Origin of the sequence: Amphritea balenae (assembly GCF_003858655.1) — a bacterium.
Lineage (GTDB): Bacteria > Pseudomonadota > Gammaproteobacteria > Pseudomonadales > Balneatricaceae > Amphritea > Amphritea balenae.
Genome location: NZ_RQXV01000015.1, coordinates 72,172 through 98,019 on the forward strand (window position 1 = coordinate 72,172; position 25,848 = coordinate 98,019).

Here is a 25,848-nt window from a genome sequence, read left to right on the forward strand (position 1 = left end):
TGCTTGGTTAAATAGATAATGCATCTTCGATATAGTAAGACAGATGTAAGTGGAGCAGATATGACAGAGATGACTGACCAGGCGCTGACCATGGCATTTTCTAATTCGGCAGCAGCTAAGGTGAGAAGTCTGATCGAAGAGGAACAAAACGATAACCTGAAACTGCGGGTATTTATTACCGGTGGGGGTTGTGCCGGTTTCTCTTATGGCTTCACATTTGATGAGGCGGTAGCCGATGATGACACTGCAATTGAGAACGATGGGGTGACTATGCTGGTCGATCCGATGAGTTTTCAATATCTTGCAGGTGCTGAGGTTGATTACAAAGAGGGCCTGCAAGGGTCTCAGTTTGTTATTAACAACCCTAATGCAACGACCACTTGCGGTTGTGGATCATCATTCTCAATCTGATTAATGCTCAGCGTTAAAAAAGCCAGCATAGTTGCTGGCTTTTTTGTCTCTGCATTTTGTATAGCCAGGCTTGGAATTATTACCTGCCGGACCTATGACTAGTTCAATTGCCCCAGTAAATAGCGCCTAAAGGGCGATAACCGGAAGCACCTGTTACCTCTGGAATGTTGCCGCTTTTTTGGTTTAGCGTGCGTTGTGCCAGCCAGGCAAAGGCTGCGGCTTCTACCCAGTCGGGGTCCAGTCCCAGCTCTGCAGTGGTGCTCAGGTAATGTGGTTTCAGCAGGAAGCTTAACTGGCTTTTCAGGCGGCTGTTATGGCTACCACCACCGCAAAGATAGATCTGCAGATTATTCAGATGGTGGCTGTTGATAGCATCGGCGATTGAAGTCGCGGTCAGATCCAACAGGGTTGCCTGTACGTCTACCGGCGGTGGTGGGTTGTCCTGTTTATTAAGCATCTGACGGATCCAGAGGCTGTTAAACTGCTCCCTGCCGGTGCTTTTGGGTGGTGTTTCCTGAAAAAATGGCAGTTCCAGCATATTTTTTAGCAGCGTTGAATTTGTTTTACCGCGGGCTGCCCACTGGCCATCTTTATCGTAACTGCTGTTCTTATGTTGTTGAATCCAGCTATCCATCAGAACATTACCGGGGCCGGTATCGTAGCCGCGTACGGCGGTATGTCGGCCAGCTTCCAGAATAGTCAGGTTGGCCATGCCGCCAATGTTGACCAGAATCCGGTTATGTTCCTGGCTGCGAAACAATGCATTATGAAATGCTGGTACCAGTGGTGCACCTTGTCCGCCGGCAGCCATGTCGCGACGACGAAAGTCGGCTACCGTGGTAATGCCGGTGCGTTCTGCGATCAGATTGGCATCGCCGATCTGTAGTGTAAAGTTAGCCTCTGGGCGGTGACGAATTGTCTGGCCATGGCTACCGATGGCTGCAATCTCATCTTTATTCAGGTTGTGCTTTTCTATCAGATTAAGAGCTGCCTGAGCGAACAGTTCTCCCAGTTCCAGATCAAGCAGTCCCAGCCGTTCGATCTCATTCTCGCCCGGGCTAAGCATTGAGCGAATACGACGATCTATCGCAGCGGGTATCGCTTCACTATGGCTGGCGATCAGTTCAAATGTGGGTTCAAACCGCACTGCCACAGCATCAATACTGTCCAGGCTGGTGCCGGACATCAGTCCTATATAGATCGAAGCCTGCATAGTGGTCCTTTTTGCTGTGTGCGGAATATTAGTTAGCAGCCGATGCCAGCTGGGTGGCTTTATATGATTCCAGTTGAGACAGCGCATTCTTAGCCGTAGCAAAAAACGCATTTCGTTCAGCCTTATCAATGGGCGCTGCATGTGGCAGTTTAACGGTCTGGGGGTTCTTATGAGCACCATTAACACGGAATTCGTAATGCAGGTGTGGGCCTGATGCCAGTCCGGTTTTACCAACATAACCGATCACCTGACCCTGTTTTACCCGACTGCCGGTGCGCTGGCCTTTGCGGTAGTTGTTCATATGCGCGTACAACGTGGTGATGTTACCACCATGTTGCACAATAATGCATTTGCCGTAGCCGCCTTTAGTACCGCGCCAGATGATCTTACCTTCGCCTGCCGCTTTAATGGGGGTGCCGGTGCCTGCTGCATAATCGGTACCTCTGTGTGCACGGGTCAGGCCCAGTACCGGATGCTTACGGCGGTTTTTAAAGCTTGAACTGATGCGGGCAAAATCGACCGGGCTACGGAGAAAAGCTTTACGCATGCTTTCTCCCTGTGGGTTGAAGTAGCTGGTGTTACCTTTGCTGTCGGTATAACGGATCGCAGTATAAGTTTCGCCGCGATTCACAAACTGCGCGGAGATAATATTTCCTTCGCCGATCAGCTTGCCATCCAGATACTTCTCTTCGAATACCAGATTGAAGCTGTCGCCCTGACGTAGGTCCAGTACAAAATCGATATCCCAGCCGAAAATAGCCGCCAGCTCCATAATCATTTTATCGGAAAGGCCTGCCTGAGAAGCGTCATAAAAGAGTGAGTTTTCGATAGATCCTTCGGCAAAACGGGTCTTTACCTTGGGTTGTTTGGTGATATCTTCAACCTGGTAGCCTGTTTCAGTCGCGCTGACAACCGAGCTTTCCAATTGGCTACGGATATGTTTTAGCTTATGTAACTTACTTTCATTGATCACAAAGCTAATAGTCTGGCCAGGGTAGAGCCGTGCCAGAGCCTCGCTGCCTTTCACTGCTGCGGTGACGTTGTATACATCCCGTGGGGTCAGGCCTGCGCGTTTAAAAATTGAGGTAAGGGTGTCTCCGCTTTTAACTTTTACATCCTGCCAGTGCTCTACAATTTTGGGTGCTTCTGCTGTCTGGGACTCGATAGCGGCAATGGGCGCTGTTGCAATACTGGAAATAACTTGTGGCCCGGCGGCCGTTGCTGGCAGTTTGTCGATATCAGATACAGCAAGTGAGTCGCTGCTCTGCTGTGCAATGCCCGCTTCATTTAAGCTAAGTGGAATCTGGACTTGCGCTGAATCTGAAGCCGGGACTTTGCTGGAGGGTAGTAACAAAGCCGTGGTGCCGATAATCAGGGTGCAGATGCCTGCCGCCATCAAGTGGGTCTTCGGAAGATGTTGCTTTAACCGCTGAATTAAAAACACGGCCTGTACCTCAGTTTTATGACAAAATTTGCGGGATTATACCGGAAGCTGTCACAGAATCTAAATATTCAGTGTGTTATCGGCGCAAATCGCGACATATTGAGGATTAACGTTAGAAATAAGCCCAAAAAGCTGCGTTTTGAGACTAAGGAAAGCAGAGAATGCTTGCGCGGCAAATTTTTCAGGCATTAATCATGCTTTGATTTCATCATAGGTTTGTGAGATTAATTTCGGAAGGGTAGAATACGCCCCCAAACTTTGTGTATTACTTATTCTTAAAGGTTACCAGAAGGCAATGACAGACATTACACTGCTACAGGATCTCAATGCGCGCGGACTGATCGCGCAAATGACCAGTGAAGAAGAACTGGAACAACACCTGGCTGACGGTTCTGTCACTCTGTATTGTGGTTTTGACCCTACAGCAGATAGTCTTCATATCGGCTCTCTGGTTCCGCTGCTGGCGCTGAAGCGTTTTCAGCAAGCTGGCCATAAGCCGCTGGCTTTGGTCGGTGGTGCTACGGGTCTGATCGGTGATCCGAGCTTTAAAGCAGCAGAGCGTAAGCTGAATGACGACGCTACTGTTGCTAACTGGGTTGATAAACTGAAAGGTCAGGTGAGCCAGTTTATCGACTTTGATTGCGGTGAAAATAGCGCCGAAGTGGTTAATAACCTGGACTGGACTCAGAACGTCGATATTCTGACGTTCCTGCGGGACATAGGTAAGCACTTCTCTGTTAATCAAATGATTGCGAAAGAATCAGTAAAACAGCGTATCGATCGCGAAGGCGCGGGTATCTCTTTTACTGAGTTTACCTATATGATTCTGCAGTCTTATGATTTCCAGCAGTTGAATGCCAGCCGCAGCTGTACTCTGCAGATCGGTGGTTCTGATCAGTGGGGCAATATTACCGGTGGTACTGAACTGACCCGTCGCATGAACGGTAATCGTGCATTTGGCTTGACGCTGCCGTTGATTACTAAGTCTGATGGTACTAAATTCGGTAAAACAGAAAGTGGCACTATCTGGCTGTCACCTAGTAAAACCTCACCATATGCGTTCTATCAGTTCTGGTTACAGACTGCTGATGCCGATGCGTATCGTTTCCTGAAGTACTTCACGTTCTTGTCAGTAGCTGAGATTGATGCATTGGAAAAAGCCGATGCTGAGCGTGATGGTCGTCCTGAAGCTCAGGCCGTACTGGCGAAAGAAGTGACGCGTCTGGTACATGGTGAAGAAGGTCTTACCGCAGCGATGCGTATTACTGATGCTCTGTTCAGTGGTAATTTGTCTGATCTGAGTGAAACAGATTTTGAGCAGCTGCAGCTAGATGGATTGCCGTCATCAGAACTTAATGGCGCTGATTTGACCGAAACACCGCTGACAACCTTGCTGAGTGATGCGGGAATGGCTAACTCCGGTAAGCAGATAAAAGATGCGTTACAGCGTAATGCAGTTATCGTTAACGGTGTTGCTAAAGGAATGGATGACAACATGAAGGCGGCAGAAGTATTTGCTGCTGAAAATGGTACCTATGATCGTTTCTTCCTGGTTAAGCTGGGTAAGAAAAAGCACCATCTGTTTGTGATCTGATCGTCGATCAGTATAAAAAAACGCGCTATCAGCAATGATAAGCGCGTTTTTTTGTACTCTAACCTGTCTATTCAGGGCTTGCGAGTCTGTTTAGTGCTGCGTTTATTTAGTACAGGGCTTGTTCATCCCGGACCAGATCTTTCAGCATCTCCAGGAACAGTGTGTCAGCTTCACTGTGTTCAATCGGGATCTTAATACTGGTAAGGGAAGACAACTCATCTGCAATTTTTACGTTGGCGTGCTCTTCATTGATATGTTTGCGAGCGATCTCCAGTGCCGCAGCACAGATTTCAGGCTCACCGAATATTTTACGTAAAACCAGAACCAGCTCATCAATGGCACGTTCTTTATTTTTAATTTCTGCAGTGCTCATGCAGGGTCTCCGATTAAAAAGAGTAAGTAGTTTCCTGCACTATAGCATTGTCGAATCACTTTAAGCAGCCTTAGGCTTCTTAGATTTCACCATATGATAAATTTGATTTTTATTACTGGTGATCTATTGAACAATGCCTGAGCTGCTGTCAGAATACGCCAACAATTTGTTGTCTTTGCGCTAAGTAGGTTACCCCGAAGCAGAGACATGATAAGCACACCCAGCTTATCTTCCCGGGTTTTCAGTGTGTACCCACGCTGCCTTCGCCGGATGAAGAGTTGCTTTTGCCCACCTCTCTCTATCACAGAGATCCTGCAAAAGCCTGCTGGTTGATGTTCTTATTCACCAGTAGGCGAATCATGAACATCCTCCAGTTTAGATATATTTAATCAATGCGTTGCTATTAGTTAGCAAGGCAAGTTGAGGATGGAAAAGTGGAATTACTTTCTGGCGCAGAAATGGTTGTTCGCGCCCTTAGAGATGAGGGTGTTAAATACATCTATGGTTATCCTGGTGGTGCACTACTGCACGTCTATGATGCTATTTTCCAACAGGAAGATGTACAACACATTCTGGTGCGTCATGAGCAGGCAGCAACCCATATGGCTGATGCTTATGCTCGTGCAACGGGTAAAGCAGGTGTGGCACTGGTGACTTCGGGTCCGGGTGCGACCAATGCAGTAACTGGTATCGCAACGGCTTACATGGATTCAATTCCTATGGTCGTTCTTACTGGCCAGGTTATGAGCCATCTGATTGGTGAAGATGCCTTTCAGGAAACCGATATGATCGGTGTTTCCCGTCCAGTGGTTAAGCACAGTTTCAGCGTGCAGGATCCTGAAGAGATCCCGGCCATCATTAAGAAAGCCTTCCATATTGCAGAAAGCGGACGTCCAGGGCCGGTCGTAGTTGATATCCCTAAGGATATGACGACACCGACTGAGCGTTTCCCTTATGAATACCCTAAGAGCGTTAAACTGCGTTCTTATAATCCGGTTAGCCGTGGTCATACTGGCCAGATCAAGAAGGCGATGGATATGATACTGGATGCGAAGCGTCCGGTTATCTATACCGGTGGCGGTATTATTATGGGTGATGCCAGTGCCGAGCTGACAGAACTGGCTCAACTGCTGAATGTACCTGTAACTAATACGCTGATGGGACTGGGTGGATACCCGGGTACTGATCGTCAGTTTATCGGTATGCTGGGGATGCACGGAAGTTACGAGTCTAATATGGCGATGCATCATACCGATCTGATCGTTGCAATCGGTGCGCGCTTCGATGACCGGGTAACTAATGGTCTGGATAAGTTCTGTCCAACCGCAAAGATTATCCATGTTGATATCGATCCTGCCTCTATCTCTAAAACAGTTAAAGCGGATGTGCCTATTGTTGGTCCTGCTAAGAATGTTCTGCAAGAGATGCTTGCGCTGGTTAAAGCCAGTAAGAAAGAGATTGATAAAGAAGCACTTGAAATCTGGTGGCAGCAGATTGAAGAATGGCGCGCCCGCCACGGCGGTCGTTTCCGTACTGATGATTCTGAACTGATGAAACCGCAACAGGTTATCGAAATGCTAAGCAAGGTAACCAATGGTGATGCTTACGTTTGTTCTGATGTAGGCCAGCACCAGATGTTTGCTGCGCAGTATTACAAGTTTAATAAACCTAATCGTTGGATCAACTCTGGCGGCCTGGGCACCATGGGCTTTGGTTTGCCGGCTGCGATGGGCGTTAAGATGAATTTCCCTGAAGAGGAAGTTGTCTGCGTTACCGGTGAGGGTAGTATTCAGATGAATATTCAGGAGCTGTCTACGATCAGTCAGTACGATATTCCATTGAAGGTTATCTGTCTGAATAACCAGTCTCTGGGTATGGTACGTCAGTGGCAGGATATGAATTATGAGTCCCGTCACTCTCACTCTTACATGAAGTCATTGCCTGACTTTATGAAACTGGTTGAAGCCTACGGCCACGTAGGTATCAAAGTTGATAAGTATGAAGATCTGGAAGACGCAATGCGTAGAGCCTTTGCAATGAAAGATCGTATGGTATTTATGGATATCGCAGTTGATCCATATGAGCACGTATATCCTATGCAGGTGCCGCGTGGCTCTATGCGTGATATGTGGCTGAGCAAGACGGAGAGAACCTGATTATGAGACATATTATTTCTGTGCTGATGGAAAACGAGCCAGGTGCATTGTCCCGGGTTGTTGGTCTGTTCTCCCAGCGTAATTTCAATATTGAATCTTTGACGGTAGCACCGACGGAAGATTCCACCTTGTCCCGATTGACAGTAACAACTGTTGGCAGTGATAAAGTGGTTGAGCAGATCACTAAGCAGCTGAATAAGCTGATCGATGTAGTGAAAGTTGTTGATCTGACTGAAGGCGAGCATGTTGAACGTGAGCTGATGATGATTAAGCTGAAGGCTACCGGCCAGATGCGTGCGGAGATTAAGCGTACCGCTGATATCTTCCGTGGTCAGATCATCGACGTAACGTCCAGCACTTACACGGTTCAGCTGACCGGTGCCAGTGAAAAACTGGATGCCTTTATTGAAACGCTGGGAACCAGCCATATTATGGAAGTGGTTCGTACCGGTGTTTCCGGTTTGTCGCGTGGTGAAAAGGTACTTAGCCTGTAATCGATGCGTTGTATTGTAAAAGCCGTTGCTCTTAATAAGAGCAGCGGCTTTTTTGTATCGGCCATTCTAAAACTGAATTTTAATGATAGTTATCACAGATGGGTTTTAAATTTGTGTCTATACTTAAAAGTCCCCCCGGCTAAATGGGGTGAGTAGATCGGTAGCACAGCGAAATGCAGTCTTAGTTTTAAGGCAAGATAAGGGTACCGGTCTGAGGAGGCAGATATGATCAGAATTGTTCAGCTATGTATGCTGAGCCTGCTGCTGGCTTTGCCATTGTCTGGTATTAATACGGACAGATTGAGTGAAGCGCAGGCCGCTCCTAGCGTCGCGTCACTATATGATGTAACCCCATACTGGAAACAGGCGATGTCATTTCCTCGCTGGGAAGACACTTATGTTGTAGTTTTTGAGCAGGAGATGCTTGCCTGACCCTGCTTAGGCTATCTCTTTGCATAAGAGAGAATCATTACTGGTGTTTCAAATTTAAGCGTATTACTCTTGATCTTAAATTAATCAGGCATTGATTGAGATCTGTTTATGAGTGGAAAACTGCTCTACCTGGTAGGAGCTTCCGGCAGCGGCAAAGATAGTCTGCTTGAGGGATGCCGCCAGCGTTTGCAAACAGAGCATTGTTGCTTTGTTGCCCATCGTTATATCACCCGAGCTGCTAATATTGGTGGCGAAAATCACATTCACCTGTCGGCTGAAGAATTTGATATGCGTGCCAGCATGGGGATGTTTGCTATGCAGTGGTATTCCCATAGCTACAGCTATGGTATTGGTTCTGAAATTGATACCTGGCTGAGTAAAGGGATTAATGTTGTTATTAACGGCTCCCGGGAATACTTGCAAATCGCGATGCACAGCTACCCGAACCTGGTTCCGGTGTTAGTTGAAGTTGATGAAGAGACGCTGCATAAACGTCTTACTCAACGCGGCAGAGAGACAGAAGAAGAAATTCAGAGACGCCTGGCTCGTCACCGTCAGATAGTCGATAGCTTGCCGGATACTATTCATCGTATAGACAATAATTCGGAGCTCAAAGATGGCGTAGATGCCTTGTTGAGTCTGATTGAGTCAATGGCGCCGCAGAGCATTCAGCCAGTTAGAGCGACACATTAAGTCGCTGGAAATGGCTCTTAAATAAAACGGGAGGGTGCTAATATGCACCCTCTTTTTTTGTCTGATGCATCGTTTCTCGGGCGATGTTTATAGTTTTCTTTAATTTTGTAAAGGATCGTTAGATGTTCAGAGTTGAATTTAAGGTGCGGGACTACGAACTGGATATGCAGGGCATCGTGAATAATGGTGTTTATTTTAATTATCTTGAACATGCCCGACATGAATTCCTGCTCGAGAGCGGTATCGACTTTGCGGCCATGACCGAAGCAGGTATCCATCTGGTGGTTATTCGCTCTGAGTTGGATTATAAGGCGTCACTGAAAAGTGGAGATCGCTTTGTCGTTGAGGTATCGCTTGAACGTATCAGTAAGGTGAAGTTTGGCTTTCGTCAGCGGGTTGTCAGACTGGAAGATGAGAAAGTCTGCGTTGAAGGGCTGGTGATAGGAACGGCTCTGAATCAGCGAGGCCGGCCTTATATCTCGCCAGAGCTGGAAGCGTTGTTTGCAGTATAAGCTGACAGAATAAGTCAGCGGTTATAGGTTCAGGGTAGAAGCTCTCAGGATAAACTCAGGGAAAAAGTTTAGCGCATGATTAAAGAGAAGTTTGATGGCTTAGCCATTGTCCTGCTGATTTTGCTCTGCATGTTATTTGGTTTGAATCAGGTCGTGGTTAAGTTCGGCCTGGAAGGTATTTCGCCATTGATGCAGGCAGGCTTACGCTCACTGGGGGCTACCTTTCTGCTAATGGGGTGGATGCGCTACAGAGGCGAAACTATTTTTTACAGAGATGGTGCTGGCTGGTGGGGAGTATTGATCGGAATACTGTTTACCGGTGAGTTTCTGTTTCTGTATCAGGGCCTGACGCTGACCAGTGCCTCCCATGCCACAATATTCCTCTATACATCGCCATTTATTGTTGCCTTGGGTGCACATTTTTTTATTCCTGGGGAAACGCTGCGTCTGGGCCAGATTGGCGGACTGGCAATTGCTTTTTCCGGAGTTGTTCTGGCGTTTAGTGACTCGCTGACAGAACAGGCTTCAGAGCAGACCTCAGTGCTGGGTGATCTGTTGGTGTTATTAGGCGCGATATTCTGGGGAGCCACCACTGTTGTGTTAAAGGCCTCGCCGCAGCGGCACCAGTCACCGGCCCGGGTCCTGCTCTATCAATTGGCAGTATCAGCCATCGCTTTGTTGGTATTATCGGCGTTGCTAGGGGAAACGGGAGTCACCGATCTGAATGTTACCGTGGCAGCATCGCTGCTGTTTCAGACGGTATTAATGGCGTTTGTCGGTTATCTTGCGTGGTTCTGGTTGCTAAGCCATTACCAGGCAGCAAAAGTTGCCAGCTTTACTTTCCTAACGCCTTTGTTTGGTGTGCTGTTTGCCTGGTTGATACTGGATGAAAGTATTACCGCGAATATGGTTGCTGCTTTGATTTTGGTGGCACTGGGGATCTATTTGGTTAATAAGCCTCGGTCTATCGTCAGAGCGGGTTAACGAATCTGAGACCAGAATGCGTCAATCAATGGGCTTTGCAGTTTTTTCTTCAGTGCAAACAGTCCCACATCATAATCTTTAAGTTGAGGCTCAACCGGCAGGATTCTTACCCGGCCAGATAAAGGGCTGTTATCCAGTACGATCTTAGGGACTACGCCGACGCCAAATCCAAGGCTGACCATGCTAACAATTGCTTCATTACCGGCAACCTGCGCATAAATTAATGGTTTAACGTTGTGCTGCTTAAACCAACGGTCTATGCGTTTTCTGGATACCCCTTCTTCCGACAAAATCATCGGTATCTCTGCCCAGTTCATAGGACCTGCTAATAACTGATCCAGTTCGGAGTTCAGCTTAGGGGCAATAAAGACCAGAGGTGATGAGGCGATATGCTTAAAATCCAGACTGGCAGGCATACTGTCTGGGCGGGCGGCAATAGTGATATCTTCGTCCCCGGCCAGTACCCGGGGAATTGCATTTTCAGCATCGCCGGTATGGAGTTTTATTTCGATCTTTGGATGTAGTTGGCGAAACTCACTCAATATATCGTAGAGAAAACTATAGCTGGCGGTTACCGAACAGTACACGCTGATCTCTCCCTGTAGCTCCTGGGCACCTTCTAACAGCGAGTTTCGCACTACATCCCACTGAATCAGGGCTTCTCGCGCATATTCCTGAAACCGTTCACCTTCCTTTGTCAGGCTGACGGTGCGGTTATCCCGTTCAAACAGCTGAACCCCCAAAGATTCTTCCAGTTGCTTTATTGTCCGGGTTAGCGCTGAAGGGCTTATATGACAGGCCTCACTGGCGCGGCCAAAATGCAAACTATCGCACAGACTAATAAATAGCTTCAGGGATTTAGTGTCCATAACCAAGACCAGTGTATTGCTATTAATGAAATATAGTTGTCTATATATACCATTTAATGCAATTTAAAGCAGATCAATTAAGTAACTGAAGGTGAAGTAAGGTGGAGTAGGTTTCTATGAGAGTCAGTGTATCGGGCCTTGTTTATCAGAGCCGGTTGATCTGGGTTAGGGTAATAAAACCGGTTAGCAGGTAGTGTAGGCATCAATATTAATTAGTCTGGTAAGGACTCAGGGGTTCAAATGAAGTATGACATTGTAATCATTGGCGCAGGCCCTGCAGGGCTTAGTTTTGCCCGTTCACTCAAGGATAGCTCCCTTAAAGTGTTGCTGGTGGAGCGGTCGTCTTTGGAAACCTTGCGTACTCCTCCTGAAGACGGACGTGAAATTGCGCTGACTCATTTATCTGTAGAGATGATGAAAGATTCTGGTGCCTGGCAGCAGTTGGCAAAGGACGATGTGTCGCCGATCTGTGCCGCTAAGGTATTGGATGGAGATTCCAGCTATACCCTGAATTTTGATAATACCGAAGCCGATCTTGATGCTCTGGGTTATCTGGTACCGAATGACAAAATCCGTAAAGCCTATTTTGAGGTGGTTGAAGGTATCGACAATCTGGAGTTATTGACCGAAACTTCCGTCGAAGATGTAGGCAGTACTACCGAAAATGCCTGGGTACAGCTATCAAATGGTGATCGTGTTGAATGCGACCTGTTGGTGTCAGCGGATAGTCGTTTCTCTGAAACCCGCCGAAAGATGGGTGTGCCAGCGTCAATGAAAGATTTCTCCCGTACTGCGATTGTTTGCCGGATGGAGCATTCTGTTCCTCATAATCAGACCGCTTTTGAGTGCTTCCATTACGGCCGTACTCTGGCCATTCTGCCGATGACCGGTAATCTTTCATCTATTGTTGTCACGGTATCCAGTGCTGAAGCTGATAGCATTTTTAATATGAGTGAAGAAGCTTTTGCTGCCGATATTGAGCAGCGCTTACAAGGTCAACTGGGTAATATGAAGCTCTATGGGCGTCGTCATTTGTACCCACTGGTGGCTGTGCATGCGAATAAATTCATTAGTCGCCGGTTTGCTGTGATTGGGGATGCTGCCGTTGGTATGCATCCGGTGACTGCGCACGGTTTTAATCTTGGTTTGCGTAGCCAGGAGACCCTGGCGAAAGAGATTAAGAGTGCCCTGGCTCAGAGCCGGGATATTGGCTCTGCCAGCGTATTGGAAAAATATCAGACTAACCATATGCGCGTGACTAAGCCACTCTATATGGGCACTAACCTGGTAGTCGGCTTATTTACCAATGATAACTTTGCTGCCAAGGTTGTGCGTAAAGCGACATTGCGGGTTGCCAATAACTTTGCCCCTTTAAAGCAGATCATTACCCGTAAGCTAACGGAGAAAAAGATCGATATTCCATTCTTTCTACCCGGCTTAAAATAGTCCGATCGCTTTCTAAAAAGGGCTGTATTCGAATGAATACAGCCCTTTTTTATGCTTCTTTGCGGGGGCGGAATGAGCTATATATGCTGCTTACCACAGTAATCAGGGGATATGCTAAGAGAACAGAGGAGAGCGTAAGGATTTGTAAAAGATTGAAGAGCTTTTACAGGAGCCCCGTTTTCTCGGTGTCCTCAGCGTTCTCCGTGGTGCAGTTTTTTTATTGAGTCTGCAGCTGAGCAAGGTATCCTAGGGGAGTCTGCGAACAAGCCCCGCTCTTGCTCTGCAAGACCTGAAGCTTGCAGATGCAAGGCGAAGTACGTCATTAATGGCCTTAGTCCTTAATAAGAACTTCAACGATGTAGATGCGGGCTTCAGGACTTGCCCTGCGGGGCTTACGGGAAAGCCCACACTCTTTGTCAGAACTTCTTATAAGGTCCAGACATTATTTCAAAGCTCTTCCTTGATTGTGAGCTTTCCCGTAAGACAGAGTGCCGCCAGGACTTATTCGCAGGCTCCCTAAGCCTGTTATCAGAAAAGGAATGCGTTTTGAAATCCCGTGAACAGCTGAAAATCCTGTTGTTACAGATTCGTGATGGTGAACAGGTAAGGCAGGAAGAGTATCTTAGCTTTGCCGAATACTGTGGTGTGGAGCCGCACCAGATAGATATCCTGAATGTGTTTGATACCCCTGAATTTCCAATAACGGCAGCTGATGAATATGATGCGCTACTGGTTGGGGGCGCCAGCGAAGCTAACGTCTTAAAGCCGGATCAGTTTCCGTTTGTGCTGCAGTGTCAGAATCTAATCCGTTATTGTGCGGAAACAGCAAAGCCGGTATTCGCATCTTGCTTTGGCTTTCAGCTGGCGGTACTGGCTTTGGGTGGAGAAATTTTGCATAAAGATGAAGACTTTGAGATGGGCACTTTACCTATCTCTCTGTCTGAGTCAGCGGTAGATGATCAGTTGTACCATGATACGCCGGATGGTTTTCATGCTATTTCAGTACATAGACAATATGCCGAATCAGTACCGGATGATTGCGAAGTTCTGGCCTATACCGATCAATGTATCCATAGCTTTAAATTGCAGGGCAAGCCCTTTTGGGCATTTCAGTTTCACCCTGAAGTGGATAAAGCTACGCTGATAGAACGGCTGACTTTCTATAAGGCTCATTATACCGATGGTGATGGTCAACTGGACCGGGTGTTGAGTTCAGCGGTAGAAACCCCCGAGTCAAATTATCTGGTGCGTAAGTTTGTGGATCGGGTATTGTTGTCCGGTACATAGCTTTCAGCGCAGTGGGAAAGTAGAATGTCTGAAGTTGTTATTTCTGAAGTTATTAATAGTTGTGGTGTAAACACTTTATGAACGATCAGCAGGATCATAATGGCGCGAATGATAGCGCTTCAAAGGATTGTCCCGAGCAGGACCAGCAGTCAGTAAAGCCGCGTAGCCGTGGTATCTACCTGTTACCTAACCTGTTTACGACAGGCGCTCTGTTTTGTGGATTTTATGCTGTAGTTGCTGGCATGAATGATCAGTTTGATAGTGCAGCCATTGCTATTTTTGTGGCAATGGTGCTAGACGGCCTTGATGGTCGGGTAGCTCGCATGACTAATACTCAGAGTGCTTTCGGTGCCGAGTATGATTCATTATCTGACATGGTTTCTTTCGGCGTTGCGCCGGCGCTAGTGACGTTTAGCTGGGTGCTGAGTGATGCAGGTAAATTCGGCTGGTTCTGTGCCTTTATTTATGTGGCAGGTGCTGCCCTGCGTCTGGCCCGGTTTAATACCCAGATCGGTTCAGTCGATAAACGTTATTTTGTCGGCCTGCCAAGCCCGGCAGCGGCAGCTGCGGTTGCAGGTCTGGTGTGGGCGAGTGTTGAGTTTGATATCGATGTCAGCAGCTTTGTATATCTGATTGCTGTTTATGTGGCATTGGTGGGCGTGTTGATGGTGAGTAATGTGCTCTACCATAGCTTTAAGGATATCGATGCCAAAGGTAAGATTCCGTTTATGATCTTATTGGCAATAGTGCTGGTGATCGGTGTTATCTCTATCAGCCCACCCATTTTTCTTTGGTTGCTGATTCTGGGGTACACCTTATCGGGTCCGGTGTTGTGGTTGCTACGCAAACGTAAAACACTGGCGAGTTAATAGAACAACAGGCAGGAGTGTGCGGTTTTGAACAGGAAACTATTTTCCAGAAATACCGGGCAGATCCTGTCATCAGAGATTACCCCCGAGTCGATCTATAAGCAGCGCCGTCAGTTTATGCAAGCGGCGCTATCTGTTGCGGCTCTGCCTGTTCTGGGTTATTCATCAGTACTGGCCGCTGCACCGGAGTATGATATTCCGACTGACCTGCCGCGCTATGCGGGCCCTGACTGGATGAAGCAAAAAATAGCCGGTGCCGCCCACAATGCTGCCTTTTCGGTCAAAGAAAAAACGGCACCCTACTATCATGCGATAACACATAATAATTTTTATGAGTTTGGTACGGATAAGCGGGACCCTGCCCGTTATGCAAAGAGCTTTAAAACAGATCCCTGGCAGGTAGAGATCAGTGGCGCAGTGGCTAAACCCGGTGTTTATAATCTGGAAGATATTCTTGCCCCCCACGCACTGGAAGATCGAATCTATCGTCTGCGTTGTGTCGAAGCCTGGTCGATGGTTATTCCCTGGTTGGGTTTTCCGTTGGCGGATCTTATTAAGCGTTTCGAGCCTACCTCCAAAGCTAAGTTTGTTCAGTTTCAGACCATACTCGATAAAGAGCAGATGTCAGAACAGCGTAGCTCATTTGGGACTATCGACTGGCCATATGTAGAAGGGCTGCGCATTGATGAAGCGATGAATCCGCTGACGCTGATGGCGGTGGGCATGTATGGTAATGCCTTACCACCCCAAAACGGAGCGCCATTACGATTGGTGGTGCCCTGGAAATACGGTTTTAAATCTATCAAATCTATTGTTCGCATTCATTTCAGTGAAACTATGCCCGAAACCAGTTGGAATATAACGGCGCCGGATGAGTATGGTTTCTATGCGAATGTTAATCCTGCGGTTGATCATCCGCGCTGGTCTCAGGCTACTGAACGTCGGCTACCGGCGACCTTATTGAGTCCTAATATTATTGATACTTTGCCATTCAATGGTTATGCAGATCAGGTTGCACATCTCTATAAGGGGATGGATCTGAACCGGCTGTTCTGATGTTTGCTGCTAGCCGCAAGCGACTGGCTCGCTGGTGGATTTTGTTTTTGTCTCTATTGCTACCACTGTTATGGCTGGTTAAGGATCTGCTGACTAATAATCTGGGGGCAGATCCTGCCCAGTATCTCGTTAGTCAGCTGGGGTATTGGGCGTTGATCTGTTTATGGATTAGTCTTGCAGTCACTCCACTGCGCCGTCTATTTGGATGGGGTTGGCTGATACAGCATCGCCGCATGTTTGGTCTTTATGCGTTTTTTTATGCGTCTCTCCATCTATTGGCTTTCGCCACTTTTCTGGCCGGATGGCGGTTGGATATTTTGCTAAGAGAAGTGACAGAGCGTCCCTATGTGATAGTGGGCGTACTGGCATTTATTTTACTTTTATCACTGGCTGTGACGTCAACTAAGAAAATGCAGCGGCGTCTAGGACGACGTTGGCAACAGCTGCATTATCTGATCTATCCGGCCTCTATTCTGATCATTATTCACTTCATTTGGCAGATTCGTTCAGATTATGCAGAACAGCTGTTTTTTTCAATTCTGTTGGCATTAATGCTCGGATATCGACTATACATTAAAAGGCGCAGTTAATTCTGGTATCGGTCATTCAACTGGCTAATCGTTGGTTTTATATGTTACCAGAGCAGGGCGGAGGTCTTTATGTATCCTAACCACTTGCCTGAACGACTGTTACTGCTGTTAGAGATTTTGATAGTCAGAATCAACGGGATCATGAAGCTTGTATTTGCTGATCCTCCTGATGAAAGGGGGAAGAGGTTTAATATGAAAATGCCATCGTTATTATGGAGTTTGGTGGCGTCTGCAGCGTTTCTTGTAGCGCTCATAAGTATGCTTTACTGGCTTTTAACTTCGCTGGCAGGATAGACAGTTTTCAGCGAATTTTACCACTTTATTTCTCTCTCCGGCAGGGGTGGCTTCAGTGCGCCCCTGCCATTATTGCTCATCATTTTTTTAAACTTGCAGGTTCAGATCAGCTGCTATACTGGCCTATAACCAAGTGATTTAACTGGAATTGTAGTAAGGGCAAAGGGACCATTTTATAACTTGGTGCACCGCTGTTTGGTATTCAACAGCAAGGAGGCCTGGATATGAGATGTAACAGAAGGGCTCTGCTGTATGCAGGGTTTTTTTATGCGCCGTTGGCCTCAGCTGACTGGCAACTCAATCTTATAGAAGGAGCGACTGAGATCAGTCGATCCGTTTATAGCCTGCATATGGTGATTTTTTATATCTGTGTGGCGATTGCGGTTGTGGTCTTCGGTGTGATGTTCTGGTCTATCTTCTGGCATCGCAAATCCAGAGGTGCCAAAGCCGCTCATTTTCATGAAAGCACCTGGATCGAAATTCTCTGGACCATTATTCCTGTAGCGATACTTGTCTCTATGGCGGTACCCGCCAGCACTACCCTGATTCAGATGTACGATAAGAATAATGCAGAGCTGGATATTCAGATAACCGGCTATCAGTGGAAGTGGCGCTATCAATATCTTGACCAGGATATCGACTTTTTCAGTAACCTGACGACGCCTGCTGATCAGATCAGTAATGAGGCGATTAAGGGGGATAACTATTTACTGGAAGTGGATCGGCCAATGGTTATTCCTGCAGGGAAAAAAGTACGCTTTCTGATTACCTCGAACGATGTTATTCACTCATGGTGGGTGCCGGCACTGGCAGTAAAAAAAGATGCGGTTCCCGGTTTTATTAATGAAGCCTGGACGCTGGTAGATCAGCCCGGAATCTATCGCGGACAGTGTGCTGAATTATGCGGTAAAGATCACGGCTTTATGCCGATTGTGGTAGAGGTTAAATCTGCAGAAGACTATCAACTTTGGTTGCAGCAGCAAGGGGCTCTGAAATTAGCACAGCAACAGTCAGCTGAACGTGACTGGAGTGTAGAAGAATTGATGAGTCGCGGTGAAGAGGTTTATAAACAGAGTTGTTTAGCCTGTCATCAGGCTGAAGGTCAGGGGATTCCAAATGTATTTCCTGCATTGGCGGGCAGTCCGTTGATGAATGAAACGGTGGATGAACATATTGATGTGGTTCTGAATGGTCGCTCTGGTACTGCGATGCAGGCATTTGCTGAACAGTTGAGTGCTTCGGATCTGGCCGCAGTGATTACCTATGAGCGAGGTGCCTGGGGTAATCAGGGTGGGGCTGTTTCGGTTCAGCAGATAAAAGAGATGCTGAAGGAGTAGGGGTATGGGTAGCGTAGAGCATGCAGTAAGCGAAACAGAGCAGCATGGTCCGGCGAAAGGGATCACGCGCTGGCTTTACACCACCAACCATAAGGATATCGGTACGCTGTATCTGCTATTCAGCTTGCTGATGTTTTTTGTTGGCGGTTGTATGGCGCTCACAATCAGAGCAGAGCTGTTTCAGCCAGGTTTACAGTTGATTGTGCCTGAATTTTTTAATCAGATGACCACGATGCATGGTTTGATCATGGTGTTTGGTGCAGTGATGCCCGCCTTTGTCGGTTTGGCAAACTGGATGATCCCAATGATGGTGGGTGCACCTGATATGGCATTACCCAGAATGAATAACTGGAGTTTCTGGATTCTTCCTTTTGCCTTCAGCATGATGCTCTCCACCCTTTTTATGGCAGGGGGCGGACCTAATTTTGGCTGGACCTTTTACGCCCCTCTTTCAACCACTTATGCGCCTCCTAGTGTAACCTTTTTTATTTTTGCCGTTCATATGATGGGAATCAGCTCGATTATGGGGGCGATCAATGTGATTGCGACCATTCTTAATATGCGGGCACCGGGTATGAAACTAATGGATATGCCTCTGTTTGTCTGGACCTGGCTGATTACTGCATTTCTGTTAATCGCGGTTATGCCGGTATTGGCCGGTGTAGTGACAATGATGCTGATGGATATTCATTTTGATACCAGCTTCTTCAATGCTGCCGGCGGTGGTGATCCGGTTTTATTTCAGCATGTCTTTTGGTTCTTTGGCCATCCGGAAGTGTACATAATGATTTTGCCTGCTTTTGGTGTGGTTTCTGAGATTATTCCTACCTTTGCCCGTAAGCGTCTGTTTGGCTATGTATCGATGGTATACGCGACCAGCTCCATTGCCATTTTGTCATTTATTGTGTGGGCGCATCATATGTTTACCGTCGGTATGCCCTTGGCTGGGGAATTGTTTTTTATGTTTACGACGATGCTGATTGCAGTACCAACCGGGGTCAAAGTATTTAACTGGATCGCAACGATGTTCCGGGGTTCAATGACTTTCGAAACACCTATGTTGTTTGCTCTGGCTTTTGTGGTGCTTTTTACTATCGGTGGTTTTTCAGGACTGATGCTGGCGATAGCGCCGGCTGATTTCCAGTACCATGATACCTACTTTGTGGTTGCGCATTTTCATTACGTTCTGGTGCCAGGATCGATCTTTTCAATTATGGCTGCAGCCTATTACTGGCTGCCTAAGTGGACTGGCCATATGTATAACGAAACTATGGGTAAGCTACATTTCTGGCTCTCCTTTATTGGTGTGAATGTAACTTTCTTTCCGATGCACTTTTTGGGGTTGGCGGGTATGCCAAGGCGGATACCTGATTATGCATTGCAGTTTTCCGATTTTAATATGGTCGCCACCTTTGGTGCGTTTCTGTTTGGTTTTTCGCAGCTTATTTTTGTTTATAACCTGGTCTGCTGTATTCGCTCAGGAGAGAAAGCTACCGCTAGGGTTTGGGAAGGTAGCCACGGTCTTGAGTGGACACTGCCTTCTCCACCACCTTACCACTCTTTTACAGAACCTCCGGAACTCGACAAAAATAATACCGGGCAAAGTTGAGGTGGGATATGAGTCAACAACAGCAACCTAATCGCACGCTTATCATTCGGCTTATTGCCGGAGCGGTGCTGATGTTTGGTTTTGGTTTTCTGTTAGTACCTCTCTACGATGTTTTTTGTCAGGTGACCGGGCTAAATGGCAAGGTATTGAACACCGGTCCGGTACAGGATGTTAATGCTGACCCGCAGCGCCGCGTACGGGTGCAGTTTATTGCCGTCAATAATGAATCCATGCCCTGGCGTTTCAGGCCTGAGCAGTCTCAATTGACGGTATATCCCGGGCAGATGAAGCAAACAGCATTTATCGCAATGAATCCGACCTCATCTACTATGATTGGCCAGGCCGTACCTAGTGTCGCGCCGTCTGAAGCTGCTGAGTTTTTGCATAAGGTAAATTGTTTCTGTTTTGAGCAACAGCCCCTTGATGCCGGTGAGCAACGTGCTATGCCGCTGGTGTTTGTTATTGATGCAGCGCTGCCTGAGCATATTAAGACAGTTACGCTCTCCTATACCTTATTTGATATCACCCCTGATACCGGCCCGGTTGCTGCTGTAACTGAAGAGCCGGAAAGGAGGAACTTATGACTAGCCAGTCCTACTATGTACCCGCTCAGAGTCGCTGGCCAATTCTCGCTTCTATCGCGCTATTTTTGATGGCCTTTGGTGCGGGATCGCTCATCAATGCTATGAGTGCTGATACAGGCGGGGGCTCAGGTCTTATTATGTTGTTACTGGGCTCGCTTTGCATGGGGCTGATACTAACTGGCTGGTTTGGTCATGTTATCGATGAGAGTCGTCAGGGCTTATATTCGGATCAGATGGATCGCTCGTTCCGGTGGGGGATGAGCTGGTTTATTTTTTCAGAGGTTATGTTCTTTGCGGCATTCTTCGGCACATTATTTTATGTGCGTACTCTGGCTGTTCCCTGGCTCGGCGGCGAAGGTGATAAAGGTGTTTCAAATATGCTCTGGCAAGATTTTTCTGCCAGCTGGCCGTTAATGCAAACACCGGACATGGATGCGTTTCCTGGTCCTGCCGGATTGATAGATCCCTGGCACCTGCCATTGCTGAATACCCTGTTGCTGGTTACTTCAAGCGTAACAGTCACCATCGCCCATTATCGTTTAAAGCAGGACCGTCGTTCTCAAGTGATCGGTTGGTTGGCGCTTACTATCGCTCTTGGTTTTGCTTTCATAGTATTTCAGGCCCTTGAGTATGCTGAGGCGTACGATGAACTTGGACTAACTCTGCATGCCGGAATTTATGGGGCAACTTTTTTTATTCTGACAGGGTTTCACGGTATGCATGTGACGCTGGGGGCGCTGATGCTGGTGATAATTATGCTACGGGTGATACGAGGGCATTTTGAACCAGATCACCATTTCGGCTTTGAGGCGGTTTCCTGGTACTGGCACTTCGTAGATGTGGTCTGGATAGGGCTGTTTCTGTTTGTTTACCTGATATGAAATTTCAGGAATCAGGTATTGGAAAGGCCGTCCTAAGCTGCAAGTCACCGGAGTAGACACCCAGCAATATGATGAGGAGAAGAAAGATGGCAAGGGATACGCGTAATACGAGCGATTGTACTGTTCGATGAGATCGGCTTTGGTCTTTGAGCAGGAAGTACAGGCCAGCAAACAGGCTGATGATGATGGCGATAAAAATAAATACGATCAGTGATTTAATCATGAGTACGTCTCCGGTGTCCTTATGAGTAAAGTTCAGCAAAGAGTCTGGATCAAGCATCTGATTATCTTGTTGGTGTTGTTTTTTATACCGCTACTGTTGTGGTTGGGTGTCTGGCAGCTTAATCGTGCAGAAGAAAAAAAGATCATTATCGAGCGTTGGGATAATGCTCCTCAGTTAATGAATAGGTTGCCGGAATTGTCGCAGGCAGGGAAGGTTAAGGTGAACTTAACTGGACAAATTATTCAACAGCCGGTGTATTTGTTGGATAACCGAACCCGTAACGGTCAGGTTGGCTATGAGCTGGTTGTTCTGTTTCAACCTGAAGCTTCCACTTCCCTGGTGTTGGTAAATCTGGGCTGGTTAAAGGCTCCTCGAACACGGCAACAATTGCCGCAGATAGTGTTGCCAAAAGGACCAATATCAATCTCTGGCCGATTAGTGTCATCAACAAAGCCGATGCAACTGGAAGAAGATACTTGGCCGGTAGCGGATGTTGTACGTGTTCAATCCATAGATATTACACGCCTGCAGCAATTGCATTCCGCTTTATATAAGGCCGTACTGCTGAGTGAGATCAGCCTTGTTTCTAATCTGGAGGTTGGCTGGCCGGTAGTGAATATGTCGCCAGAGAGGCATTTGGGCTATGCATTGCAATGGTTTGGCCTGGCGCTGGTATTGATTATCGGATCTGGCCTGATGTTATGGGGAAGCTTAAAGAGGCGGGCAATATGATTATCGGTGAGACCATTAATATACCTCCACCTAAAAGAGGTGTGCCTGGTGTGGTTTTCTGGCTGATTTGGGGCGCGGCATTAATACCTCTATTGGTCGCTAGTATTGCATTCCTATCCGGTTGGCGGCCTGTTGATCAGATTAATAGCGGGCATTTATATGACTCGGGATTACGTATAGAAGAGGTTAGCGCTTTGCAGGAGGTCGATCTGGTTCCTGGCAAGTGGCAACTGATCTTACTGGTGAATGCGCAGTGCGATCAACAGTGTGAAACCTGGAAAAAACTACTGCCTAATGTTCACCTTTCTCTTGGGCGAGAACGTCAGCGTGTCAGTTATCAGCAATTTGAAACAGAAGAGGTTTCCAATGGTCTTGCTGTTGTCGACCCATTGGGATTTATGGTGATTAAGTATGGGCTTGAGCAGTCACCGCAGAGTGTATTGAAAGACCTCAAACGTTTGCTGAAAGTTTCAAAGGTGGGCTGAGTCATGAATACCAGCTTACCGCTGATGCTTAGCAGGATCGCAATTGGTCTGGCAATTATAGTGATCTTGTTAGGGGGCTGGACCCGAATAATGGATGCTGGCTTAGGTTGTCCTGACTGGCCCGGCTGTTTTGGGCAGTTAGTTGTACCTATGACTGCTGATTCCATTGCAGCCGCAGAACAACTATTCGTTGATCAGAAGGTTGATCAACAGAAGGGCTGGCTTGAAATGGTGCATAGATATTTTGCAGGTACGCTGGGTTTAATTATTTTAGGACTAGCGTGGCTGGGGTGGCAGCGACGTCATATTCAGGGCTATCCGGTTGGTTTGTCCATCGTTTTACTGGCGCTGGTGGTAGGGCAGGGCGTGTTTGGGATGTGGACCGTTACCCTAAAATTGTTGCCGCAGATAGTGACGATGCACTTATTGGGGGGGCTGTTAACGCTGACCCTGTTGATTAGTCTTTCTAATAGAATTGGCCGACTGGGATGCTCAATAAATAACTATCCCTGTAAGAGCAACTCCCGTGAATGGCTAATGCAATTGGCCGTCATAGTGTTGTTTGCTCAGATATTGTTGGGAGGCTGGACCAGCGCAAACTATGCTGGCTGGGCTTGTAATCACTGGGCTAGCTGCACTAAAGAGACTACTTCTGAGCTGGATTTCAGAACAGGGTTTAGTCTGAGCTTTGATCAGCAAAAAAATTATCAGGGCGGTGTACTGCCTCAGCCTGCAAGGGCTGCTATTCAGATGGTTCACAGGAGCGGAGCGCTTGTGGCGGTTATTACATTAATGCTGGTGGCTATTCGTTCAGTATCGGCTACGGCATGCCGAAAACCGGCATTTGTTCTGATCGTGCTGTTGGTGCTGCAGTCATTGCTGGGCTTTGCAAATGCCTTGTTAGGGGTTCCTGAGCTATTAGCACTAATACATCATGCCGGAGCGTTGGGATTATTACTGAGTTTGTTATGGCTGAAGCAGCGTTATGAATCGGAGAGGGTTTATGGAAAACAGTAATCAAAATACACTGCAATCCGACGATATCTGGCGAGAATACCTGGAGCTCTGTAAACCGCGTGTCGTGGCTGTAATGCTGCTTACTGCAGTGGTCGGAATGTGCCTTGCAACTCCCGGGCTACCTCCGCTTAATCTTGTTATCAGCGCAACACTGGGAATTGGTTTGATGGCGGCGGGGGCTGCAGCGGTTAACCATGTTATGGATCGTAATATAGATGCCAAGATGGCTCGAACACATCGAAGGCCTCTGCCTCAAGGGAAGATCGCTGCGAGTAATGCTCTGCAGTTTGCGGCAGTTTTAGCTGTATTGGGCATGCTGATCCTGATTTATGGAACCAATATGCTGACGGCATGGCTGACATTGGCAGCACTGATTGGCTACGCTGTTATTTATACAGTTGTGCTGAAACGGGCGACACCCTTGAATATTGTGATTGGTGGTATTGCCGGTGCGGCTCCACCATTGTTGGGCTGGGTTGCTATAACAGGGCAGGTAGAACCAGATAGTTTACTGTTGGTGTTAATTATTTTTGCCTGGACTCCACCGCATTTTTGGGCGCTTTGTATTCATAAAAAAGATGATTACGCCCGGGCAGGAATACCTATGCTGCCGGTAACCCATGGAGAGGCTTACACCCGATTACAAATTCTGTTGTACACAGTGCTTATGGTGTTAACGACGCTATTTCCTTACATGACAGGCATGAGCGGTGGCCTATATCTGGTGGGGGTAATGTTGCTTAACATACGCTTTTTATATTGGGCGATCAGGGTCTATAAAGCTATAGATCAAGCGGCTCCGTTGGCGATGTTCTGGTATAGCGTAAAATATATTATGTGGTTATTTTGTGTTCTTTTACTCGATCACTACAGTATGGGACTAAACTAACCTAAGAGCTTTGATAAAAAAGACTGTCACTGACAGATAATTGAAACCGTAAATACAGGAGAAACGGTTAATTTTAAAACCATAATAAGGCTGTTGGTGAACGCAGTCTTGGGAGGTTAGATCTATGTTTTTACAACATATGTGGGGAGTAATGTATGACCCCAAGCATGAGTGGAGGGATATTCATAAAGAACATTACTCCATGATGCACTGCTTTATGGCACAGATAAGTATTCTGGCTGCAATTCCAGCCTTGTCACTATTTATCGGAACGACCCAGATAGGTTGGAGTGTATCCGGTGGTGAGTTTGTGAAGCTAACGATGGGAAGTGCATTGATGGCTGCAATCGCGTTTTACGCCGCTATGTGGTTCGCGGTTGGGTTTATAGCATTTACAATCCACTGGATGGAAAAAACCTATGGCGGTAATGTCTCGCTAGATGAGTGTATGGTACTGACAACATTTACAGCAACACCGCTGTTCCTGGCCGGTATTGTTGGTCTGTATCCGGTACTCTGGTTAAATGTTTTGGTCGGTATGGTTGCGCTTTGTTATACCGTCTATCTGCTATACACGGGTGTTCCGGAAATAATGCAAATTGAAGAAGACAGAGCATTCTTTTTTGCATCATCAATATTGACGGTTGGTTTGTGTGTTCTGGTAGGTCTGTTGGCTACAACAGTCATTTTATGGAGTACATTTATCCCCCTTAGCTATGTGAGTGGATAGCTAAACAGAGATTCACAAGTGTCTAGGACAGAAAGCTTTGTATTCTAAATAGAATCTAGAAGGCGCTTTGTGACTTGCTAGAAAAAGCATAAACAATAAAACCGCCGTCAGGCGGTTTTATTGTTTAAAGAGAAAGTACTAATGCGCGCTTACGAAGTGCGCTTTCATATAGCTATATAGAAGGCCTTATAAGGGGGATGTCGCGTTTAGCGACGTGCCCCTCGAAATTCGGACTTTTTCACAAAAACTTCACTATTTTCGTGCCTCCCTGTTGACTCCCAGCGCCCCCAGTGTAGAATGCGCTTCCTCGTTTGAGACAGCCACCGGAAACGGTCACTGACACAGGTTGAGGTGGTTCTTTTAACTACTTGAAAAGCAACGCTTTTTAGGAAGGCTAAACGAATCACGAAGCACAACGGTTTGTTTGAAAATTTATTACAAATTCTTAAATAAAACGGTTGACTTCATCAGGGTGTTGAGTAGAATACGCACCTCGCTTGAGACGACACGCCGGCAACGGTTCGAGTCACTTAAGCAACGCTCTTTAACAGATTGATCAGATAATTCGTGTGGGCGCTTGTTGAGATGAAGCAAAAAGCTTTATCAAAGCAGCGACCATATGTGAATTCATTTATATGTTTTTA

General features: G+C 47.0%; 27 protein-coding genes. 22 read left to right on the plus strand and 5 right to left on the minus strand.

From position 1 onward, the window contains the following. Window positions 1–60 precede the first annotated feature (60 nt). Window positions 61–411, plus strand: coding sequence for an iron-sulfur cluster insertion protein ErpA (erpA, locus tag EHS89_RS19760; protein WP_148091906.1), 351 nt, complete (start codon window positions 61–63; stop codon window positions 409–411). A gap of 103 nt (window positions 412–514) precedes the next feature. Here erpA and EHS89_RS19765 read toward each other — a convergent pair whose 3' ends face one another. Together EHS89_RS19765 and EHS89_RS19770 are read right to left on the minus strand one after the other, a co-directional pair. Beyond that, window positions 515–1,624, minus strand: a complete 1,110-nt coding sequence (locus EHS89_RS19765; RefSeq protein ID WP_124927898.1) for an anhydro-N-acetylmuramic acid kinase — start codon at window positions 1,622–1,624, stop codon at window positions 515–517. Between the two features lie 28 nt (window positions 1,625–1,652). Then, complete coding sequence (locus EHS89_RS19770) at window positions 1,653–3,068, minus strand: OapA family protein (protein WP_124927899.1); 1,416 nt, start codon at window positions 3,066–3,068, stop codon at window positions 1,653–1,655. A 295-nt stretch (window positions 3,069–3,363) separates the two neighbouring features. Between EHS89_RS19770 and tyrS the strand changes: the two genes are divergently transcribed. Then, window positions 3,364–4,662, plus strand: a complete 1,299-nt coding sequence (gene tyrS, locus EHS89_RS19775) for a tyrosine--tRNA ligase (RefSeq protein WP_124927900.1) — start codon at window positions 3,364–3,366, stop codon at window positions 4,660–4,662. 106 nt (window positions 4,663–4,768) lie between these two features. On the opposite strand, the gene EHS89_RS19780 is transcribed toward tyrS, so the two are convergent. Beyond that, complete coding sequence (locus tag EHS89_RS19780) at window positions 4,769–5,035, minus strand: hypothetical protein (protein WP_124927901.1); 267 nt, start codon at window positions 5,033–5,035, stop codon at window positions 4,769–4,771. Between the two features lie 434 nt (window positions 5,036–5,469). On the opposite strand from EHS89_RS19780, the gene EHS89_RS19785 reads away from it, so the two are divergent. From EHS89_RS19785 to EHS89_RS19810, 6 genes are all read left to right on the plus strand, one after another. Continuing rightward, complete coding sequence (locus tag EHS89_RS19785; RefSeq protein WP_124927902.1) at window positions 5,470–7,191, plus strand: acetolactate synthase 3 large subunit; 1,722 nt, start codon at window positions 5,470–5,472, stop codon at window positions 7,189–7,191. Window positions 7,192–7,193: 2 nt separating this feature from the next. After that, window positions 7,194–7,685, plus strand: a complete 492-nt coding sequence (gene ilvN / locus EHS89_RS19790; protein WP_124927903.1) for an acetolactate synthase small subunit — start codon at window positions 7,194–7,196, stop codon at window positions 7,683–7,685. Between the two features lie 225 nt (window positions 7,686–7,910). Further along, the gene (locus tag EHS89_RS19795; protein WP_124927904.1) at window positions 7,911–8,117 is read left to right on the plus strand and encodes a hypothetical protein; all 207 of its coding nucleotides are present in this window, start codon (window positions 7,911–7,913) and stop codon (window positions 8,115–8,117) included. 108 nt (window positions 8,118–8,225) lie between these two features. Continuing rightward, window positions 8,226–8,810 (plus strand): phosphonate metabolism protein/1,5-bisphosphokinase (PRPP-forming) PhnN, encoded by a 585-nt coding sequence (gene phnN, locus EHS89_RS19800; protein WP_124927905.1) that lies wholly within the window; start codon window positions 8,226–8,228, stop codon window positions 8,808–8,810. A gap of 122 nt (window positions 8,811–8,932) precedes the next feature. Continuing rightward, window positions 8,933–9,322 (plus strand): acyl-CoA thioesterase, encoded by a 390-nt coding sequence (locus EHS89_RS19805; protein ID WP_124927906.1) that lies wholly within the window; start codon window positions 8,933–8,935, stop codon window positions 9,320–9,322. A gap of 75 nt (window positions 9,323–9,397) precedes the next feature. Then, on the plus strand, window positions 9,398–10,306 hold the full coding sequence (locus EHS89_RS19810; protein ID WP_124927907.1) for a DMT family transporter: 909 nt from the start codon (window positions 9,398–9,400) through the stop codon (window positions 10,304–10,306). Here the strand turns inward: EHS89_RS19810 and ilvY are convergent. Next, a complete protein-coding gene (ilvY, locus tag EHS89_RS19815; RefSeq protein WP_124927908.1) occupies window positions 10,303–11,175 on the minus strand; it encodes an HTH-type transcriptional activator IlvY in 873 nt (290 codons plus the stop codon). The two genes, EHS89_RS19810 and ilvY, sit on opposite strands and share 4 nt — an antisense overlap. A 240-nt stretch (window positions 11,176–11,415) precedes the next feature. On the opposite strand from ilvY, the gene ubiM reads away from it, so the two are divergent. From ubiM to EHS89_RS19860, 9 genes are all read left to right on the plus strand, one after another. Continuing rightward, complete coding sequence (gene ubiM / locus EHS89_RS19820; protein WP_124927909.1) at window positions 11,416–12,621, plus strand: 5-demethoxyubiquinol-8 5-hydroxylase UbiM; 1,206 nt, start codon at window positions 11,416–11,418, stop codon at window positions 12,619–12,621. A gap of 546 nt (window positions 12,622–13,167) precedes the next feature. Then, the gene (locus tag EHS89_RS19825) at window positions 13,168–13,908 is read left to right on the plus strand and encodes a type 1 glutamine amidotransferase (protein ID WP_229753796.1); all 741 of its coding nucleotides are present in this window, start codon (window positions 13,168–13,170) and stop codon (window positions 13,906–13,908) included. A gap of 77 nt (window positions 13,909–13,985) precedes the next feature. Then, window positions 13,986–14,777: a CDP-diacylglycerol--serine O-phosphatidyltransferase gene (gene pssA, locus EHS89_RS19830; protein ID WP_124927911.1), complete on the plus strand. Its 792-nt coding sequence runs from the start codon at window positions 13,986–13,988 to the stop codon at window positions 14,775–14,777. A gap of 27 nt (window positions 14,778–14,804) precedes the next feature. Next, window positions 14,805–15,833, plus strand: coding sequence for a protein-methionine-sulfoxide reductase catalytic subunit MsrP (gene msrP, locus EHS89_RS19835; RefSeq protein ID WP_124927912.1), 1,029 nt, complete (start codon window positions 14,805–14,807; stop codon window positions 15,831–15,833). After that, window positions 15,833–16,423 carry a protein-methionine-sulfoxide reductase heme-binding subunit MsrQ gene (locus tag EHS89_RS19840; protein WP_124927913.1) on the plus strand — a complete coding sequence of 197 codons (591 nt, stop codon included), beginning with the start codon at window positions 15,833–15,835 and terminating at the stop codon, window positions 16,421–16,423. Before msrP ends, EHS89_RS19840 begins: the two co-directional genes overlap by 1 nt. Before the next feature lie 518 nt (window positions 16,424–16,941). After that, a complete protein-coding gene (coxB, locus tag EHS89_RS19845) occupies window positions 16,942–18,054 on the plus strand; it encodes a cytochrome c oxidase subunit II (protein WP_124927914.1) in 1,113 nt (370 codons plus the stop codon). A 4-nt stretch (window positions 18,055–18,058) separates the two neighbouring features. Next, the gene (ctaD, locus tag EHS89_RS19850) at window positions 18,059–19,663 is read left to right on the plus strand and encodes a cytochrome c oxidase subunit I (protein WP_124927915.1); all 1,605 of its coding nucleotides are present in this window, start codon (window positions 18,059–18,061) and stop codon (window positions 19,661–19,663) included. Window positions 19,664–19,671: 8 nt separating this feature from the next. After that, window positions 19,672–20,247 (plus strand): cytochrome c oxidase assembly protein, encoded by a 576-nt coding sequence (locus EHS89_RS19855; RefSeq protein WP_124927916.1) that lies wholly within the window; start codon window positions 19,672–19,674, stop codon window positions 20,245–20,247. Continuing rightward, a complete protein-coding gene (locus EHS89_RS19860) occupies window positions 20,244–21,128 on the plus strand; it encodes a cytochrome c oxidase subunit 3 (RefSeq protein ID WP_124927917.1) in 885 nt (294 codons plus the stop codon). Before EHS89_RS19855 ends, EHS89_RS19860 begins: the two co-directional genes overlap by 4 nt. A gap of 4 nt (window positions 21,129–21,132) precedes the next feature. On the opposite strand, the gene EHS89_RS19865 is transcribed toward EHS89_RS19860, so the two are convergent. Further along, the gene (locus tag EHS89_RS19865) at window positions 21,133–21,351 is read right to left on the minus strand and encodes a twin transmembrane helix small protein (RefSeq protein WP_124927918.1); all 219 of its coding nucleotides are present in this window, start codon (window positions 21,349–21,351) and stop codon (window positions 21,133–21,135) included. A gap of 21 nt (window positions 21,352–21,372) precedes the next feature. On the opposite strand from EHS89_RS19865, the gene EHS89_RS19870 reads away from it, so the two are divergent. The 5 genes from EHS89_RS19870 (at window position 21,373) to EHS89_RS19890 (ending at window position 25,204) form a co-directional block, all read left to right on the plus strand. Further along, entirely contained in the window at window positions 21,373–22,083 is a 711-nt protein-coding gene (locus EHS89_RS19870) for an SURF1 family protein (protein WP_124927919.1), read from the plus strand. Continuing rightward, on the plus strand, window positions 22,080–22,568 hold the full coding sequence (locus tag EHS89_RS19875; protein WP_124927920.1) for a hypothetical protein: 489 nt from the start codon (window positions 22,080–22,082) through the stop codon (window positions 22,566–22,568). Before EHS89_RS19870 ends, EHS89_RS19875 begins: the two co-directional genes overlap by 4 nt. Window positions 22,569–22,571: 3 nt before the next feature. Further along, window positions 22,572–23,585, plus strand: coding sequence for a COX15/CtaA family protein (locus tag EHS89_RS19880; RefSeq protein WP_124927921.1), 1,014 nt, complete (start codon window positions 22,572–22,574; stop codon window positions 23,583–23,585). After that, window positions 23,572–24,474 (plus strand): heme o synthase, encoded by a 903-nt coding sequence (gene cyoE, locus EHS89_RS19885; protein ID WP_124927922.1) that lies wholly within the window; start codon window positions 23,572–23,574, stop codon window positions 24,472–24,474. The genes EHS89_RS19880 and cyoE overlap by 14 nt, the downstream gene beginning before the upstream one ends. Before the next feature lie 124 nt (window positions 24,475–24,598). Next, complete coding sequence (locus EHS89_RS19890; RefSeq protein WP_124927923.1) at window positions 24,599–25,204, plus strand: Yip1 family protein; 606 nt, start codon at window positions 24,599–24,601, stop codon at window positions 25,202–25,204. Window positions 25,205–25,848: the final 644 nt, after the last annotated feature.